Origin of the sequence: Streptomyces sp. V4I23 (genome assembly GCF_030817975.1) — a bacterium.
Lineage (GTDB): Bacteria > Actinomycetota > Actinomycetes > Streptomycetales > Streptomycetaceae > Streptomyces.
The window spans coordinates 28,730-45,356 of the sequence record NZ_JAUSZW010000006.1 but is presented as its reverse complement, the minus strand read 5'-3'; the positions used below and the strand labels follow the sequence as shown (position 1 = coordinate 45,356).

Here is a 16,627-nt window from a genome sequence, read left to right as displayed (position 1 = left end):
CAGCATGAATGAAGACGCGTACTCGGACACCGAGGGCCGGGCTGGTTGAACGCCGTCGCCCCCACGACTGGTGACGAATTCCGGAGCCGTTGATCGCCCTCACGGAATGTGTGCCACAACCCCTCGCACGAGTCGCCACATGGGACGTGCCCGCTGACGCCCATCCGTACCGAGGTGTCCCGGCAGCTGGCGGACTGGGGCTGGACGTATCGCCTTCACCCAAGCTGATCCTCAGCGAGCTGGTCACCAACGCCATCCGCTACGGCAGCGAGCCCATCACCCTGCGCCTCCTCAGCGACCGCAGCCGTCGCCGACGGCTCCAGCACCTCCCCCCATCTGCACCGCGCCAAGGCCACCGACGAGGGCGGCCGCGGCCTGTTCCTCGTTGCCCAGTTCGCACAGCGCTGGGAAACCCGCTATCCCCCGCACGGCAAGGTGATCTGGACGAGCAGGCACGTCACGGCGGCGAGGTCGACATCGCCAATGAGGCATTCGAGTCCAGCTTGCTGGATCAGTGGGACGACACGCCGGCCCAGTGACGTTCGACGCGGCATGCCCAGAGTTGGCCCCGCGTGCTGCCGACGGGGGGATCGTGCCCTCTTCGAGCCCTTCTTGTCTGCGCTCTACGGGATCTGGCGCCGTCGGTCCCTCCTTTCGCTGCCCGCACGCTTACGGAGTCGATTGCACACGACCACTCCCACTCTCTACGCAAGCCGAGTTCGACAAGGGATGAGGCGGTGCAGCCTGGCCCAGATCCGGCTCCACTCGGTGAAACGCCGGTGTGCGGTCGGCCCGGACGGACCGAAGGCCGGCGGCAGCCGCCGCCGCGTAGAGCCTGTCGTGGCCGCGAACACGAGCCGTACACCGGAGCTGCTGCTTCCACCCGCTTGAACAACTCCCATAGCCCGCTCCGGCGCCAGAGGCTCCGCCATTGACGCGCTCTTGCAGGAGGCGGCGGGTTCTTTCCTGTCATCCACCGCTGTCGCTCATGGGCCATTGCAGCTGTGCGCGGGCGACATCGAAGGGATAGACGAGGCGGTACCGCCCATCCTGGATCTGCTCAATGACGCCCCGGGCTCCGGTGTTCTGGTGGTTGTCGTCGAACTTCACGCCGTCCCACGGCATGATCGTGTCCCGGCCCGGAATGTCGATGTTCACCAGTGCTGAGCGGATGTCAGTCGGTGTGGGGGAGCGGGCCTCGTTGATCGCCTGGGCGACGGTCATGACGGCGGTGAACGCGCGGGCGGCGTCGTCGTTCATGGGAGCTTTGTAGGTCTGCTGGTAGAGGTCTGCGACGGCTTTGGCCGTGGGGTTGCGCTGGGCCAGGTCGGAAGACCAGGCGAAGCGGCTGCAGACTCCCTCTGCACGCTCGCTCTTCTTGAGGAAAACCGGATCCGTATAGCCCGCTCCGAAGGCGATGAGTGCGGGGGGCCGGTAGGTGAGACGGTCGAAAGAGGCATCCAGTGCGAGGGCGGGGGCAGTGTAGAGCAGGGTGAGGACGACATCGGGTTCGGAGGCGATCACGGCCTGGGCGTGGGAGGACAGGTCGGTGGATTGGGCTCTGACCTTGATGTCGGCGACGACTTGGCCGTCGATGTGGCTGGCAAGGCGTTTGATCATGGCCGAGCCGTCATTGCCGTACTGGTCGTCGGTGTGCAGGACCGCGATGCGTTTGACGGCGGTTCCCTTGCTCTGGCGTTCTTTGAGCAGGGAGAACACCACGCGGCCGTAGCTCAGGTCGGAGGGACCGGTGCGGAAGAACCAGTCCAGTCCGCGCTCGGTCAGCGATGATGCCGAGGAGTTCCCGTTCACGTAGGGAATCTCCAGCTCCTCGGCACGTGCGCTGGCGGCCTTGGTGACGACTGATTCATATCCGCCGGCCACGGCGACCACATTCTTGGTGCTCACCAGCCGCGTGATGTGGTCGGCGCCACGCGCGAGCGGGCCGCTGGTGTCGGCTGCCATCAGTTTGATCTTGGCGTGGTGCAGGCGGGTAAGACCCGATCCGGGCCCCAGCGGCAAGGGGATCGACGGGTGATGGCCGTTGACGATGTCCACAGCGAGTTCTGCGCCCCGCTTGATGTCGGTGCCCACTGAGGCGGCGGGGCCGGACAGTGGAGCGAGGAAGCCGATGTGCACCGGGTCGTGGGACGCCGGTACGGACGGCTCGCTGGTGCAGGCAGAGCCGAGCAGGGCGGTACACAGCAGTATGGCGGTGGTGGTGGCCGGTCTTCCCATCACGATTCCCCTTCTGCGCTCGGCGGGGTGCCGGGAGTGTCGCTGCCGGATACGTCGCCGGTGCGGTGGCTGGGGAGCGGGGCGGGCGATGACCGGCCACCGGCGTGCAGGCCCTCGGCGAAGCGGCGATGGGCCAGCCATTCCTGTGAGGACTGGAAGGCCGGCTCGCCGCCGCTGGCTGCCTCGTCGTGGGTGACCACAGCCTCCCCATGGAGGAGGGATGCGGCCCCGGGCAGCGAAATCGCTGCCCGTGGCAGACGGGGGTGGGCTGTGGCCTCGTCTGCCGCGGAGGCTTCGGGCACGGCCGGCGGGACGGCGTGTGCGCCCGCCAGCAGCACCGGGGGGATGCGTACCAGGGCCGTGATCCCCTGCTGCGGAGAGGGGATAAGGCTTACGCCGATGCCGTGCTTGGCCGCGAGGCGGCCGACGACGAACAGCCCCATGGACTGCCCCGCTGCGGGGTCGAGGGACACGGTCGAGCCCAGGCGGTGGTTCACAGCCGCCAGGTGCTCGCGCGTCATGCCACTGCCCTGGTCCTCGATGGCGATCACCAGGTCGGTGCGGCGGCCGGGAGCCAGCCGGCAGGTCACGATCACGCGGGAGCGGGCACTGGAGAAGACCGTGGCGTTCTCCATCAGCTCGGCCAGCAGGTGCACCAGGTCGGTGACGGCGTCCGCCACGACGGAGACCTCGCCCACCGGGAGACAGTCGATGCGGGTGTACTGCTCCACCTCAGCGCTCGCGGCCAGCAGGATCTCCGACAGGGGCATCGGCTGATCCCATCCGCGCCCGGTGTCGGAGCCGGCGAGCACCAGGAGGCTTTCGTCCGTGCGCAGCATCTGCGTGGCCAGGTGATCCAGCCGGAAGAGCCGCGCCAAGTGATCCGGGTCGTGCTCGTTTTGCTCCATGTCACCGATCTCCGAGAGCAGTTTGGTCACCAGCTGCTGATTGCGGCGGGAGAGGTGGATGAACATGCCGTTGATGTGGGCACGGAGCGCGGCCTGGTCCCTCACCAGAGCGACGGCGGCATTCTGCACGGCGTCGAATGCCTCGGCGACCTCACCGATCTCGTCATGGGACGCCACGGCGGTGGGTGTGGCCCGGTAGTCGGCCAAGTCGTCGATGTCGGCCTGCCGCAGCCGCGTGAGCGCCTCGGGCAGGTGTTCATTGGCGACCTGAAGCGCCGAGATGCGCAGGGTTTTCAGTGGGCGGGTCATGGACCGTACGACGACGGTGACCACCCCGCCCGTCGCCAGGAATACGGCGAGCAGGCCTGCTGCTCCCCACAGCGCTGCGCTCTGCCGTGAGGCGTGTGCCTGGTCGCTGAGGGCGATGAGGTCGTCGAGGATCTGTGCCTCCACCGTGCGCATGAGCGTGATCTTCTCGGTGGACACCTTCTTCCATGTCGCCGGGTCGACGTCGAGGCGGGGTGCCTGCGCCTGCTCGGCGACACGTTCCTGGAAGGCTTGGGAGGCGCTGACGGGTGCGCCCTTGACGGTGTCCGCGTACAAGGTCTGCTGTGCCGTGTCGGCCGTGGCCAGGAAGTCGTCGACGGACTCCTGCTGGCGTGCGACCGCGCCCGCGAAGTCCGGGAACTGGCCGACGAGGAACGTGCCCGTGGTCAGAACACCGGTGAGGTGGGCTCGCACCCGGCTGGTGTTCTCCACCGCGCGAGAAAGCGCATGCAGAGCCCGCGCTTGGCGCGCGGCGTTGCTGTCGCCCTTGTGTGCGGCCAGCACCGATTCCAGGTCCATGAACCTGCCGATAACCGTGGTGTAGTTCGCGAGGATAGAGCCCTGCGTCAAGACCGCTTCATCCGCGGACGCCCGCAGCGCCGGAAGACTGCGCAGTTCCTTCGCCGTGGCGTCAAGCACCGCATCGAGCCGGGCATCGTCGGAGGTGTCGATGCCGGCGACTGCCTGTCGGTAGAGCGCGGCTGCGGTGTCAACTTCCGTCCGTTCCTTGAGGGGAGTGCTCTCGGCGCCCTTTCGGGGGCCGGCGATGAACCCGGCTGTGGCGTCGCGCTCGTCCTGTAGGGCGCTGACCAGACGGAGGGCCGGTTGCTGGAGACGAGCGAGGGCGGAGAACTGCCCGTAGTCGCCCACGTCGCTGACGGTGCGGGAGAGGCTGACAGCCGCCAGGGCACCGGCCAACAGCCCGGGAATCAGCACCGCGGCCATCAGCTTGTCCCGTACGGGCCAGTTCTTGGGCCGGGTGAGGTGACGCACCACGGTGAAGTCGGGCCGGTAACGGTGCCGGGGCCGTGCTCTGGCGGGTCGGCTGACTCTCGCGCGCAAAGGGGATCGAACCTCTCATGTGATGCCGCCGGCCCGTCTGCCAGGAGACGCACCGAGGAGCTGCGGGGTCGTCGATCGTTGCCTGTCCCGGCATTCCGACGAGGGGTGCCCTGAGGTGCGCCCTGCCTCTCGCTCGAGCGAGAGGCAGGGATATGGCCGTGCTGTGTTGCATGGGCGTCCTTCGGGCCACGTGCCGAGGGCCACCCGGCACATCAGGCCGCTTCGTCGGTTGTCCTCGGCAACAAACCGGCTGCAGCGCTGTACGTCCGGTCGGTGGTGGCTAGACAGCCACCACCGACCGGAACTGCCAGGCAGTGAGTTCGCTGCTGCTTGTAAACTCAGTTGAGCTCAGAGCCGCGGGTCTCCGGGAGGCCGAGCAGGGCGATCAGGGCGAGTGCGTAGCCGATGGCACCGTAGATCAGGGCTCCGCCGACGCCGGCGGAGGAGAAGCCGACGGCAGTGGGGAAGACCGCCCCGAGCGCGCGTCCGACGTTGTAGGTGAAGCTCTGGCCTGTGCCGCGAACTGCGTGGGGGTAGAGCTCGGCGAGGTAGGAGCCGAATCCGGAGAAGATGGCGGAGGCACAGAAGCCCAGGGGGAATCCGAGGTACAGCAGCAGGCTGTTCGAGCCTGCGGGGATGTTGACGTAGGTCATGAGCAGGCCTGCGCTGAGCAACGCGAAGAGCGCGAAGGACTTCTTGCGTCCGAGGCGGTCGATGAGGTGGCCGGCGGTGATGTAACCGCAGAAGGCGCCGGTGATCAGGACGAACAGGTAGCCGCCGGTGCCGACGACCGTCAGTCCGCGCTCGGTCTTGAGATAGGCGGGCAGCCAGGTGGCGAAGGTGTAGTAGCCGCCCATCACGCCGGTGGACAGCAGCGTCGCGAACAGCGTCCTGCGGGCCAGACCGCCCCGGAAGATCGACGACAGCGGAACGCGCGCCTCCTTCTTCGCGAGCCGCTCGGTCACCTCGGGGGCGTCCTCGACGTTGCGGCGCACGTACACCAGCAGCAGCGCCGGCAGGGCTCCGGTCCAGAACAGCACCCGCCAGACCAGGTCCTGGTCGAGATGGCTGGTCAGCGTGGTGCCGACGATGACCGCCAGCGCCCAGCCCACCGCCCAGGAGCTCTGCACCCAGGCCAGGACGCGGCCACGGTAGCGCGGCTTTGCGTACTCGGCGACCAGGATCGCTCCGGCTGCCCACTCACCGCCGAAGCCGACTCCCTGCAGGGTTCGGAACGCCAGCAGCATCGGGTAGTTGGTGGCGAAGCCGCAGAGCACGGTGAACAGAGCGTAGGTGCCCACGGTGATCATGAGGGTCTTGACCCGGCCGACCCTGTCGATCAGGACACCAGCGAGGACGCCGCCGACCGCGGACGCCAGCAGGGTGACCGTGGTCAGAAGGCCGGTCTGTGCCGTGCTGAGGCTGAAGTAGGCCGCGATGGCCACCATGCCCATCGGGAGCACGAGGAAGTCGTAGGAGTCGAGGGCGTAGCCGCCGAACGCCCCCTTGAAGGCGCGACGGCCCTGCGGGGACATCGACCGGAACCAAGCGAACGGACCGGTTACCTCGCCCGCCACTGTCGTCGGTGGGCTAGTGGGTGTGGATGTCACGGTGACCTCACGGGTGAAGGAAGGGATTGCGTCAAGTCGTTCTTCGTGTTTGCCGGTCGTCCGGGCTTCCTGCCTTGACGAGAGCCGACAAGGCCGAACCAGGCGGCTCGACGTTACGGGTGGAGATAACATAGGGATCGTTGAACGATCCTTCAAGGTCGGGTAAGTTTCTTCTACGACTCGGTTTCATCTCGGTCGAACCGGAGGGCTCAGCCGGTCCGACCGAGCAGGCGTCGACCGGTAGCACCGCCCACACCACATTTCCGTGGGGCAGGCGCCAAGCGCCCCAGCTCGAGGAAAGTGCCTCGACCAGGTGCAGGCCCCGGCCGCCGCAGCTGTTGTCGTCGCCGCGGTCGAGCGAGCTGGCAGCACCGCTCCATCCCTGGCCGTAGTCGCCGACCTCAAGGCGGATTGCATGCCCGGCCTCCGTGTGAATGCGCCGAACGGTGTGCCATACCGGATCGCGCTCCGAGCCGTGGCAGACCGCGTTGGTCAGCAGCTCGGAGACGATCAGCTGGGCATCGACGACGAGATGCGCAAGTCCCCATGTCCGCAGTCGGGCAGCGACCTGCTGGCGGGCCGAGCAGGGCGAGGCGGTTGTTGAGGCAAGGACCCAGGTCGCCTCGTCCGCATTTTCGCCATCTGTGGAGTCCGGCTGCTGGTGGGCGGAGATGAAAGGAGGCATTGCGTGCTCACTAGGGGGTGTGCGCGGTCTGTGGTGGCACGACCCGCCGCAGGCAGCTGCCTGCCATGCAGGAGTGCTCGGAGCGGCTGGATGATGGCTGGTCACTGCGGCATCGGTCCAGCCGCGAAATCGCTCGCGGTTCGCCCATCGAGGATTGTCCTACAATCCTTTCCTGGATTAATCCACTCAATGCTCTGACTGTCAACCTCTTTCGTGCAAATGACCTGCAGCTCCACGGCATGCACCCGTAGGGCGGTGGCCTTGAGGACGCGCGGCAGACGCGCAGGGCGGCGGTCGTAGGCGGCGAGCCGACCAGCCGGGCCACCCGTAACGGCCGCCGCCGGCGTCGCGCTGATCCCCGCTGATCCTGATCGGTGGTTTGGGCGCGAGGAGGAGCCATCTGCTGATGGGAATCTTGGCGATCGCCGAGACCGATGGCTCCCTTTGAATCGGACCTGCCGGTTCGGATAACTGGAACACCTGGAGATGCCCATCACGGCAGTCGGGTGTGCTGTGCCTCGATTCACCACCGGCACCCATGCCCCTGGTGGCGATATGTTGCTCACCCCGTCGCCGTGCTGGTGCTCCTCGTCGGTGACCTGTGCCCCGGCAGCAGCCCGGCGGTGAGCACGAGGCGTACGTCCCCTGGGCCAGTACCCAGGAGGCGCTCTCGCGGTTACCGGTCTCCGGGCCGGAGTAGGCGATCGGGGTGAAGCCGAAGGCGGTGCGGTAGTAGTGGGCCGCCTGCTTGGCGTTGCCGACGTAGTGGCGCAGGTGGTGGTAGCCGAGCAGGGGCTGACGGTCGGGTGCCGCTTCAGGCATGGGAGGAAACCGGTGAACCGCCGAGGGACCGCGTCTCGTGCTGATTCCGCCCCAAGTTCGTGATCACGCCACGGGCGTACATCGAACGTTTCGGCGTAGGCCCGGCCGAATGCGCCCGACGGGCCTGACAGAGAAGTGAAGGTTCTGGTGTTACATCCAGTTCGTCGTCGGCGGCCATGAGCATGCCGACCCGGGCATGCGGCCTGGCCACGATGTCCACGTACAGTCGCCGCTCGGTCCGCCCATCCTGGCGCCGGACAGATCGGGGTCGGGCGCCGGGTGATATATCGCAACCCCGCTTGATCTGTAGTTCCAGATGCGATCCGCCACTTGCCGAAACGACTCGCGAGGCAGCCCCGATGACGGTTGCTTCCGACCACCCCGCACCTGCGGCCGGCCTCAGCCGCCTGAGCGGAGGGCTCGGCGGCGGTCCTGTCCCCAGGCGATGCTGACAGTCACCAGCAGCAGCCCCGCTGTTTGCCACTCGCTGAGTGTCTGGTCGAGCAGCGTAAGCCCTGCAAGCGTGGCCACGACGGGGCTCGTCAGCCCTAGGAAGGAGACCGAGGCGGCGCTGAGGCGCTCGATGCCGCGGAACCATAGTGCGTAGGCGACCGCTGTGCCGATCGTCCCGAGATACGTGAATCCTGCCATGTGTGAGAGGGTCAGCCGGGGCGGCAGACCCTCGAGGAACAGCGTCACCGGCACCAGTGCCAGCCCTCCCATCGCCAGCTGCCACCCGGTGAAGGCCACCCAAGAGGTGCCCGGCGGGCGCCCCCATCGCTTGGCGAGGACGACAGCGAGCGCCATCGCAACAGTGGCGACGAGCATGGCGCTCAACCCGAGTGCATCCAGCCGCGCCTGTGAGGTCAATACCAGCAGCGCCACGCCCACTACTCCCAGCAGGCCCGCAGCCAGGCGCCGAGCGCTCGGGTGGATGTCCAGCAGAGCCGCCGACCACCCCGCCACGAGCAGCGGCTGAAGGGAGTTGACGGTGGCGGCGACCCCGCCGGGAAGCCGATAGGCGCTGAAGAACAGCAGCGGGAAGTACGCGGTGAAGTTGAGCATGCCAAGCAGGGCGCTGCGCCACCACCATGCTCCATGGAGCCAGCTTCGGGCGATCAGGACAACCAGCACACCGGCAGGCAGCGCGCGCAAGGTAGCTGCGAGCATGGGGCGTCCTGGCGGAAGAAGCTCAGTGGTCACGATGTAGGTGGTGCCCCAAGCCGCTGGGGCCAGCGCGGTGAGCGCTGCGATGCCTGCGCGACGTGTCTGGTCGGTGCTGACGAGGACCTCCCGAGAACGATTGAGGGATCGTTAAACGATACTTTACTCGGCGTGAAGTCACGCCGTACCCGCAGCCCAGCCCCTGAACGCTCATCGGCATACCTGGACAACCGGCCGGCCCAGGGCCCTGCGAACCGTGCCCGAATCCCGCAGCGGTGGCCAGATCTTTCGGTAGGTGCGGCTTTCACCCTCGATGCCGCCCTGGCCCGATTGCGTGAGAAGGGACAGGCCTCGGCCGCGGGGCCGAGTCATCCGAATGTGCGGGGTCTCGCTGATCCGGCGCACACGACAATCGCGAAACCCATTGAAGTATCGTTGAACGATCGCTAGGGTGGTCGAGGCGAGGGACGCCAGGTGCGCGGGCCCCGCTCTCGTCTTCCCTCAGCGCCGTGGTGCCGCACCGGTGAGGTCGCCGACAGGAAAGGGTGACCAAGGGACTATTGGTTGAGGCCTGATTATGTGGCAGGGCCACATGGGCAGTTCAACCGGGCTTCGCCAGGATCCGTTCTGCCATGCCGCGCCCAACGGATCCTTCACGCCTTATCTGTACACCGGCCCCAGTCCGAAGCGCTCACGGCTAGCCAGCGGCAGTGGAGCCCGGGAAACGCGCATAGCGGCCACCCAACCGACAATTCACCGGTACTCAACAGGAGGTTCGTCATGCAAGTGCGGTTGCGGAGCACGTGTGCGTCGCTGTTGGCTGCATTCGCGGCGTTAGGACTTGTCATGGTCGCCGTCGTCGCCGGCAGCCTTGCAGTGCCGTCGTCTGCTTCGGCGGCGCCGGCCACGACCACGATTGTGGCTGAGCACTCCAGTAAGTGTCTTGATGTGCGTGGTGGCCCGACTGCTGTTGCGGACGGCGCACTGATCGAGCAGTGGTCGTGCACGGGTCAGGCCAACCAGGCGTGGACGCTCAATGACCGGGGCAGTGGCCGGTACGAGCTGGTTGCCAGCAGCAGCGGTAAATGCGTCGACGTCGTCGACGGTGCTACCCACAACGGTGCGCGCATCCAGCAGGCCGGCTGCACCGGCGCACCGCGGCAGCTGTGGACCTTGAAGAGCAAGGGAAATGGCAGCTACGAGATCATCTCCGTCTCCAGCGGCCGCTGCCTGGACGTGACGGGTGGGCCCACGGCCACTGCGGACGGTGTGCTGACCGAGCTTTGGGACTGCACGGGTCAGGCCAACCAATCATGGGCGTTGACCGCACCCTCGGTGGGTTCGACGCCTCAGCCGCTCGTCGCCAAGCATTCGCGCAAGTGCATGGACGTCACCGGCGGCCCGGGCCAGACCGCCAACGGGGCCATCATCGAGCAATGGTCCTGCACCGGTGAATCCAATCAGAACTGGACGCTGCGCGACATGAGCGGAGGGCAGTACGAGATCATCGCTCAGAGCAGCGGCAAGTGCATCGAGTCCGTCAACGGCGGCACCGCGAACTTGACGAAGATTCAGCAGTGGGACTGCACCGGCCAGCCGCACCAGCTGTGGCGGATGGAGAGCGCAGGCGCCGCCGGTGAGTACCGGTTCGTTCACGTACCCAGCGGCCGCTGCCTGGACGTCACCGGCGGTGTGAACGCCACCGGTGACGGCGTGCACCTCGAACTATGGGACTGCACGGGACAGGCGAACCAGACCTGGAGCATCGGGGCACCCGCCACGCCGCCCGGCAGCGGCCCTCACGGACAAGACCCCAGCAACTTCCGTTCCACGTTCTCCGAGGAGTTCAACGGCGGGTTCGACACCAGTGTGTGGAACGACCACATCTGGTACGAGGGGTCAAATCCGACGAAGAACTACAAGGTTTCGAATGGAGCGCTCAAGATCTGGCCGGAGCGTGACGCGTCCGGACAGTTCTTCAACCGGACCGTAGACACCGACGGCAAGTACTACCAGCGGTACGGATTCTTCGAGATGGAAGCCAAACTGCCGCTCGGCAAGGGCGTCTGGCCCGCATTCTGGCTGTTCAACCACATCGACGACCGTCGACCTGAGATCGATGTCATGGAAGCGTACCCGGGGGCCGGCCCGAACAGCGGACCTCCCTGGGGCGACAGCAACCTGCACCCCACAGGATTCGCTGCGACTGTCTGGCCGAACGGCTCTTCCGCCAGCGGCCCGGCCGGGCACCGGGCAATCTCCACCCCTGACCTCTCCGCAGACTTCCACAAGTATGCGGTGAAGTGGGAGCCGAACAAGCTCACGTTCTACTTCGACGGCCAGGAGTTCTACTCCCTCAACGTCACCATGTCGGATCCGATGTACATCATGCTGGATCTCTGGTTCGGAAGCGCGAGTGGTACTCCCGACGCCTCGACGCCCACCGGCGAAGGCAACGCCTTTGAGGTGAACTACGTCAGGGCGTGGCAGTTCCAGTAGACCCGCTCTCCCGCCAAGGCGGCGTGGGGCAGCTCGGCCGCCTCACGCCGCCTTGGCGCCGCAGCAGCCAATCGAGGGCTATTGATCCGAAAAGCGAGATGCTCTGGGTCATTGATCTCTGGTGAATGGACTCGTACGGCACGGCTGTTGCCGCCGTGTCGGTGCAGGAGGACCTTCGGCTGCTGGCCGGACTCGCAAGGATGCCGCGACGGTGTTCCAGGTCTCGCTCAAGGCTGTGGACGACTGGTGGCGAAGTGGCTGGCAGGCGGACGTGAGGTGCTGACGGCCCGGCTGCGTGGACGGCGCCCCGGCGAGCCACGCACATCGTCCGCGGCTACTTCGGCTGCCCACAATGACCACGAGCGGGTCGAGCTCACACCTCGGAAGCCCGGTGCCAAAAGCTTGGAGTGTCCTGGCGGGTGAGCCAGCCGCGGACCCTGGGCGGCTTGACGTCCAGATCCGCCAGGATCCCACCGACGCTGGAGGCGGAGACCGGCGCGAAACAAGTACCGGCCACCCGTTGGGTGAGGGCCCGGTGTGACCAGGTCGCCTCCGGACGCGGCGGCGCGCGGGCCGCGGTCCATGCCCGGCCGTATCAAGGTGGGTAGTCCGGGGCACGACAAAGCGCCGCCATCCGAGGTCCAGGTAGGAGAGCCTGCGGCCCGGGCGGTGCCGGGGCCCGGCGCTGGCCCGTCGAGTGGATACGGGGCAGCTGTCTGAGTAAGGACTGAGTAGTTCTCCCCTGGCTCAGAAGCGTCCGACTGTTGAGACTCTCCTGACCAGCAACGTCTACCTACCCATGGGGAAGCAATACCCCCCCGAGCCGGAGCACTGCTGTGTTGCGGTGTGATTGCGGCCTCGTCGTGCACTGTTTCGAGCGTCTGACCAAGACGCTGCATCTCTGATGACCGTCCCGGATATCGGTACAGAACGCCGCCCCGGGTATCGGCGCAGATCCTCCTGCTGAGCCAGCCGACAGGCCACCGACAGCGGCGTCGGCTTTAGACCAGAACAGGATAACGCGATGTCCTCTTCTCCTCACCCAGCCCTCTCACGACGGCGCCTCCTGGCCGCGGGAGCCGCCTTGTCCGTCGCTGCCTCTTTGAGCGCCGCAAGTTCCAACCCGGCTCAGGCGCAGGCCAAGTCAGCCGGGTGTTTCGGTGGTATGGACTGCGAGGAGCAACTCGCCCTCACCGCCACGGAGGCGGTCGCGGCCATACGGACGGGAAGACTGAGCGCCGTCGCCTACGTCAGGACGCTGCTGGCCCGGGCGGAGGCGCTGGCAGACCTCCACCTGGTCATCACCTTGAACCGCGAGGGTGCGCTGGCCGCCGCAGTGGAGATCGACGCCGCACGTGGCGCCGGCCGGCAGCTCGGCCCTCTGGCGGGCCTTCCCTTGCTGGTCAAGGACAACATCAACACCCGTGGCTTGCGCACCACGGGTGGCACGCCGGCGCTAGGCGGCTTCGTCCCCGGCGACGACGCCCCGGTCCTGCGGCGGCTGCTCGCCGCGGGGGCGATCGTCCTGGGAAAGGCCAACCTGCACGAACTCGCCCTGGGAATCACCAATACCAACTTCAGTCCCTTCGCCGGCTTCGCCAAGAATCCCTATGGCATCGACCGGATACCCGGTGGCTCCTCCGGCGGGACAGCAGCCTCCATCGCGGCGCGCATCGTTCCTGCGGGTCTCGGTACCGACACGGGCGCCTCAGTCCGTCTGCCGGCGGCCTTCAACGGCATCGTCGGCCTGCGTCCCTCGGTCGGCAACGGAGGGCCCGAGCGCCGTTACAGCGACCACGGCGTACTGCCGTTGAGCCACACGCTGGACACGGTCGGCCCCATGGGCCGGACCGTGGCCGACGTCGCCCTGCTGGACGCCGTCGTCACCGGCACAAACTTTGTACGGCCGGCGCGTCTGGAAGGTCTCCGGATCGGCGTGCCGCCCGTGCTGTGGAACGGCCTGCAGATGGCCGTGGGCGAGGTGGCCGGAGCGGCGAAGCGGCGGCTGGCCGAGGCCGGCGTCGAACTGGTCGAGGTCGACATGCCCGATCTCCTCGACCGCGCGAACCAAGTCATCTTCCCCATCGCCCTGCATGAGCCGAACATCGACATGCCCCGCTACCTGCAGGAGAACGGCCTAGGGCTGACGATGCAGGACATCGCGGCGGAGGTCGCCAGTCCGGACGTCCGCAATCTCTTCCAGAACGTGGTCGACGACGTCATGGCGGGGGCCTACCCCGACGCCATGAACGTCTACAGACCGCAGATCCAGCAGCTGGTGGGAGGCTACTTCGTAGAGCAGGGGGTTGACGCTCTGCTCTTCCCCACCGCTCCGGTGCTGCCCGCGCCGATCGACCCGGTCCACGGGTCGGGCACCATGTCCGTGGACGGCGGCCCGCCGGTCGACACGTTCATCACGAGCGTCCGCAACACTGCGCCGGGCAGCTGCGTCGGCATGCCCGGACTGGTCCTTCCGGGCGGCATGTCGGGCGAGGGGCTGCCGGTCGGACTGAGTCTTGAAGGACCCGTCGGCAGCGATCGGAGGCTGCTCGCGATCGGTATGGCGATGGAACAGGTCCTGGGCAGGGCTCCCGCACCGCAGATCTGACCACGAACGCCCGGCAGACGGCTCCTTCACCCCGTGGTGCCGTCCGCCGGGCGAGACCACTCACTTGCGGGGCTCGAGCTCACGCGCATGACGAGTCCTCTCGTACATGGCGGTCGGCAGCCTCAACGTCGTCCTCCCGCGGTGAGGCCCACACGCACCTCTTGGTGCAGGGTCCGGATCCCTCTCAACGACTTGAAGGGGCGTTGAACGATTGCCAGTTGTGGGCGGTGTGGCGCAGCGTCGCGACTGTGGATTCGGGTCTGCAGCGGCTGTTCAGCTCCGGCCGGGCTGCGCCACATTGGCTCCATCAGCGACGTGCCTGGTGGATCTGGCCTCGGCTGCATTCCCCCGTAGTGAGTCCAGGTCAGACACAGCTACGTTTCATGGCCGGGGATTGGCAGGGTCAAATCAACGCCTTCGAGGAACCCCTTGCGCCTCTCATAGACATCTTGTATACAAGCTGTCTATGACGAACTTGCAGGGCTTCCCGGCGTCCGGCCCGGGGACCGCCCAGGATGTGAGCTACCGGTGGTTGAAGTGGACCATCGCGAGGATGCCGCGGCATGAGGGCACATTCCTGACCGAGTCGGAAGTGGCGCGAGCGACGGGCACGTCCCGCACCCCGGTGCGTGAGGCTCTGCTGCGGTTGGAAGCGGAAGGCTTCCTGCAGATCGTCCCGAAGAAGGGCGCCTTCGTCCCCCCGATCACCGACGCCGAAGTGAGGGCAGTGATGCAAGCCCGCGGGCTGATCGAGGACTGGTCTGTGCGCACGATCGTCACGGTCGACGGAGATTTCATTGCGCAGCTTGAGCGCCTGGTGAACGAGCAGGAGAGTCTGATCGACGATCCGTGGGAGTTCGTCGACCGTGACCGTTCGTTCCATCGCGCGATCGTGCAGCAGGCTGGCAACCCCGTGCTCGCCGAGTTCTACGAATCACTGCGGGAGCGCCAGGTGCGCATGGGCCTGCGTGCGGTGGCGAACGTGGAGAACCGCGCTCGCACGGTCCTGACCGAACACTCCGCAATCGTCGCGGCCCTGCGAACCGGTGATCCCGCGCAGGCAGCCGACGCGGTCGCGAGTCACCTGGCCAGTACGCTGGCAGCACTCCAACTGCCCGACGTCGCCGGGTGGCCGGGCCCGCAGTCCGTGGCGGGGCTGTCATGAGGATCGCGATGGTGCAGGTCGCTAGTCCGCCGGAAGAGACACCGGACGACCGGCGGGACCGGGTCGGCCGGATGGTTCGGGCGGCACGAGGAGCCGATCTGGTGGTGCTGCCCGAACTGTGGGCGGCGGGATACTTCGCGTTCGAGAGCTACGCCGAACGGGCAGAGCCGCTGAACGGGCCTACTGTCGGCGCCGGTCGCGAGTGGGCACGGGAACTGCGCGCCCATGTCCACGTCGGCAGCATCGTGGAAGGCGATGCGCATGGGCGCATGTTCAACACCGCTGTGCTGATAGCCCCTGACGGTGTGATCGCCCACACCTACCGCAAGATCCACGTCTTCGGCCATGCCTCGCTCGAGGCGGAACTGCTCACCCCCGGAGCCGAACTCGACGTCGCCGACACGGCCCTCGGCAGACTGGGCACCACCACCTGTTACGACTTGCGCTTCCCGGAGCTGTGGCGTGGTCTGATCGACCGCGGAGCCGAGTGCGTCGTCGTGCCGGCGGCATGGCCGGCCGCACGCCGCGAACACTGGCGGCTGTTCACCACCTGCCGGGCGGTGGAGGAGCAGGTACTGCTGATCGCTTGCAACGCCGTCGGTGTCCAGGACGGCCGCGTCGAACTGGGCGGGTGCAGCCGAGTCGTCGATCCCTGGGGTGTCGTGCTCGCCGAGGCAGGCAGCGAGGAAGGCATCACCTTCTGCGATGTCGACCCAGGCGTGGTCAGGAAGGTCCGCGCCGAGTTCCCGGTGCTCGCCGACCGTCGCTGGACCATGCCGGCCGCTCCGGCACCGCAGAGCGGCCGAAACCCAGTGAGGCGGCCGACATGACCTCCGCCGCAGTACCCCTGAACCTGCATGTCATAGACACCGGCGAACCCTTGTCGGTGTCCCCGGAAAGGCTCATCGTGGCCGGGTACACGGCGAGGGACCAGGCCGCCGTGGCCCGCCACATAGCCGAACTGGCCGCCATAGGGGTGCCACCACCCGCGACCGTGCCGGCGTTCTACGACCTCGATCCCGGATTGCTCACCACGGAGACAGTGGTCGAGGTGGGCGGACCATCAACCTCGGGGGAGGTGGAGCCGGTGCTCATCCGCCACGGTGGACGCTACTTCCTGGCAGTTGGTTCCGACCACACCGACCGGCAACGGGAACGCGAGGACATCGCCGCGTCGAAGGCCGCATGCGCCAAACCACTTGGAGAATGGGTCGCCGCACTCGGCTCCGAGCCGACCGCCGAGGATTGGGACGGCCTGATCGCGTACTCCACGGTCGACGGCGTGCCCTATCAGAGAGGCAGCCTGTCGACGCTGCGCCACCCGCGCGACCTCCTCGAGCGCATGAACGCGGCGCTCGGCGACGCCGACGGTGACCTGGTGCTGTTCTGCGGCACCCTGCCACTTCTCGGCGGAGAATTCCTGCATGGCCGCGGCTGGCGCATTCACCTTGAACTGCCCGGTGGAACAGTCCTCACGCACGCCTACGAGACCAAGCGGAGGAACGTGTGAGGCACGAGTCTCCCCGCGAAGACCCGTGT

The 16,627-nt window shown here is 67.2% G+C and carries 10 protein-coding genes; 5 read left to right on the top strand and 5 right to left on the bottom strand.

What is annotated here, in order from left to right:
• Positions 1-969 precede the first annotated feature (969 nt).
• The 5 genes from QFZ82_RS39550 to QFZ82_RS39525 all read right to left on the bottom strand — a co-directional run bounded on the left by QFZ82_RS39550 (position 970) and on the right by QFZ82_RS39525 (position 8,888).
• Complete coding sequence (locus tag QFZ82_RS39550) at positions 970-2,238, bottom strand: ABC transporter substrate-binding protein (protein ID WP_307711485.1); 1,269 nt, start codon at positions 2,236-2,238, stop codon at positions 970-972.
• The gene (locus QFZ82_RS39545; protein ID WP_307711484.1) at positions 2,238-4,469 is read right to left on the bottom strand and encodes a nitrate- and nitrite sensing domain-containing protein; all 2,232 of its coding nucleotides are present in this window, start codon (positions 4,467-4,469) and stop codon (positions 2,238-2,240) included. The genes QFZ82_RS39550 and QFZ82_RS39545 overlap by 1 nt, the downstream gene beginning before the upstream one ends.
• A gap of 404 nt (positions 4,470-4,873) precedes the next feature.
• Positions 4,874-6,145, bottom strand: coding sequence for an MFS transporter (locus tag QFZ82_RS39540; protein WP_307711483.1), 1,272 nt, complete (start codon positions 6,143-6,145; stop codon positions 4,874-4,876).
• A 31-nt stretch (positions 6,146-6,176) separates the two neighbouring features.
• Positions 6,177-6,830, bottom strand: a complete 654-nt coding sequence (locus QFZ82_RS39535) for an ATP-binding protein (RefSeq protein ID WP_307711482.1) — start codon at positions 6,828-6,830, stop codon at positions 6,177-6,179.
• Between the two features lie 1,221 nt (positions 6,831-8,051).
• Entirely contained in the window at positions 8,052-8,888 is an 837-nt protein-coding gene (locus QFZ82_RS39525; protein WP_307717594.1) for an EamA family transporter, read from the bottom strand.
• A 774-nt stretch (positions 8,889-9,662) separates the two neighbouring features.
• Here QFZ82_RS39525 and QFZ82_RS39520 point away from each other — a divergent pair.
• The 5 genes from QFZ82_RS39520 (at position 9,663) to QFZ82_RS39500 (ending at position 16,598) form a co-directional block, all read left to right on the top strand.
• A complete protein-coding gene (locus QFZ82_RS39520; protein ID WP_307718069.1) occupies positions 9,663-11,315 on the top strand; it encodes an RICIN domain-containing protein in 1,653 nt (550 codons plus the stop codon).
• Between the two features lie 1,165 nt (positions 11,316-12,480).
• Positions 12,481-13,923, top strand: a complete 1,443-nt coding sequence (gene iaaH / locus QFZ82_RS39515; RefSeq protein WP_307718068.1) for an indoleacetamide hydrolase — start codon at positions 12,481-12,483, stop codon at positions 13,921-13,923.
• Between the two features lie 466 nt (positions 13,924-14,389).
• The gene (locus QFZ82_RS39510; protein WP_307718067.1) at positions 14,390-15,088 is read left to right on the top strand and encodes a GntR family transcriptional regulator; all 699 of its coding nucleotides are present in this window, start codon (positions 14,390-14,392) and stop codon (positions 15,086-15,088) included.
• 8 nt (positions 15,089-15,096) lie between these two features.
• Positions 15,097-15,918 (top strand): carbon-nitrogen family hydrolase, encoded by an 822-nt coding sequence (locus QFZ82_RS39505; protein WP_307718066.1) that lies wholly within the window; start codon positions 15,097-15,099, stop codon positions 15,916-15,918.
• Positions 15,915-16,598 carry a DUF2848 family protein gene (locus tag QFZ82_RS39500; protein ID WP_307718065.1) on the top strand — a complete coding sequence of 228 codons (684 nt, stop codon included), beginning with the start codon at positions 15,915-15,917 and terminating at the stop codon, positions 16,596-16,598. Before QFZ82_RS39505 ends, QFZ82_RS39500 begins: the two co-directional genes overlap by 4 nt.
• Positions 16,599-16,627: the final 29 nt, after the last annotated feature.

Coding starts and splice junctions, on each gene's coding strand:
- QFZ82_RS39550 (WP_307711485.1), bottom strand. CDS start 2,238: ATGGGAAGACCGGCCACCACCACCGCCATACTGCTGTGTACCGCCCTG.
- QFZ82_RS39535 (WP_307711482.1), bottom strand. CDS start 6,830: ATGCCTCCTTTCATCTCCGCCCACCAGCAGCCGGACTCCACAGATGGC.
- QFZ82_RS39520 (WP_307718069.1), top strand. CDS start 9,663: ATGGTCGCCGTCGTCGCCGGCAGCCTTGCAGTGCCGTCGTCTGCTTCG.
- iaaH (WP_307718068.1), top strand. CDS start 12,481: ATGGACTGCGAGGAGCAACTCGCCCTCACCGCCACGGAGGCGGTCGCG.
- QFZ82_RS39510 (WP_307718067.1), top strand. CDS start 14,390: ATGACGAACTTGCAGGGCTTCCCGGCGTCCGGCCCGGGGACCGCCCAG.
- QFZ82_RS39505 (WP_307718066.1), top strand. CDS start 15,097: ATGGTGCAGGTCGCTAGTCCGCCGGAAGAGACACCGGACGACCGGCGG.
- QFZ82_RS39500 (WP_307718065.1), top strand. CDS start 15,915: ATGACCTCCGCCGCAGTACCCCTGAACCTGCATGTCATAGACACCGGC.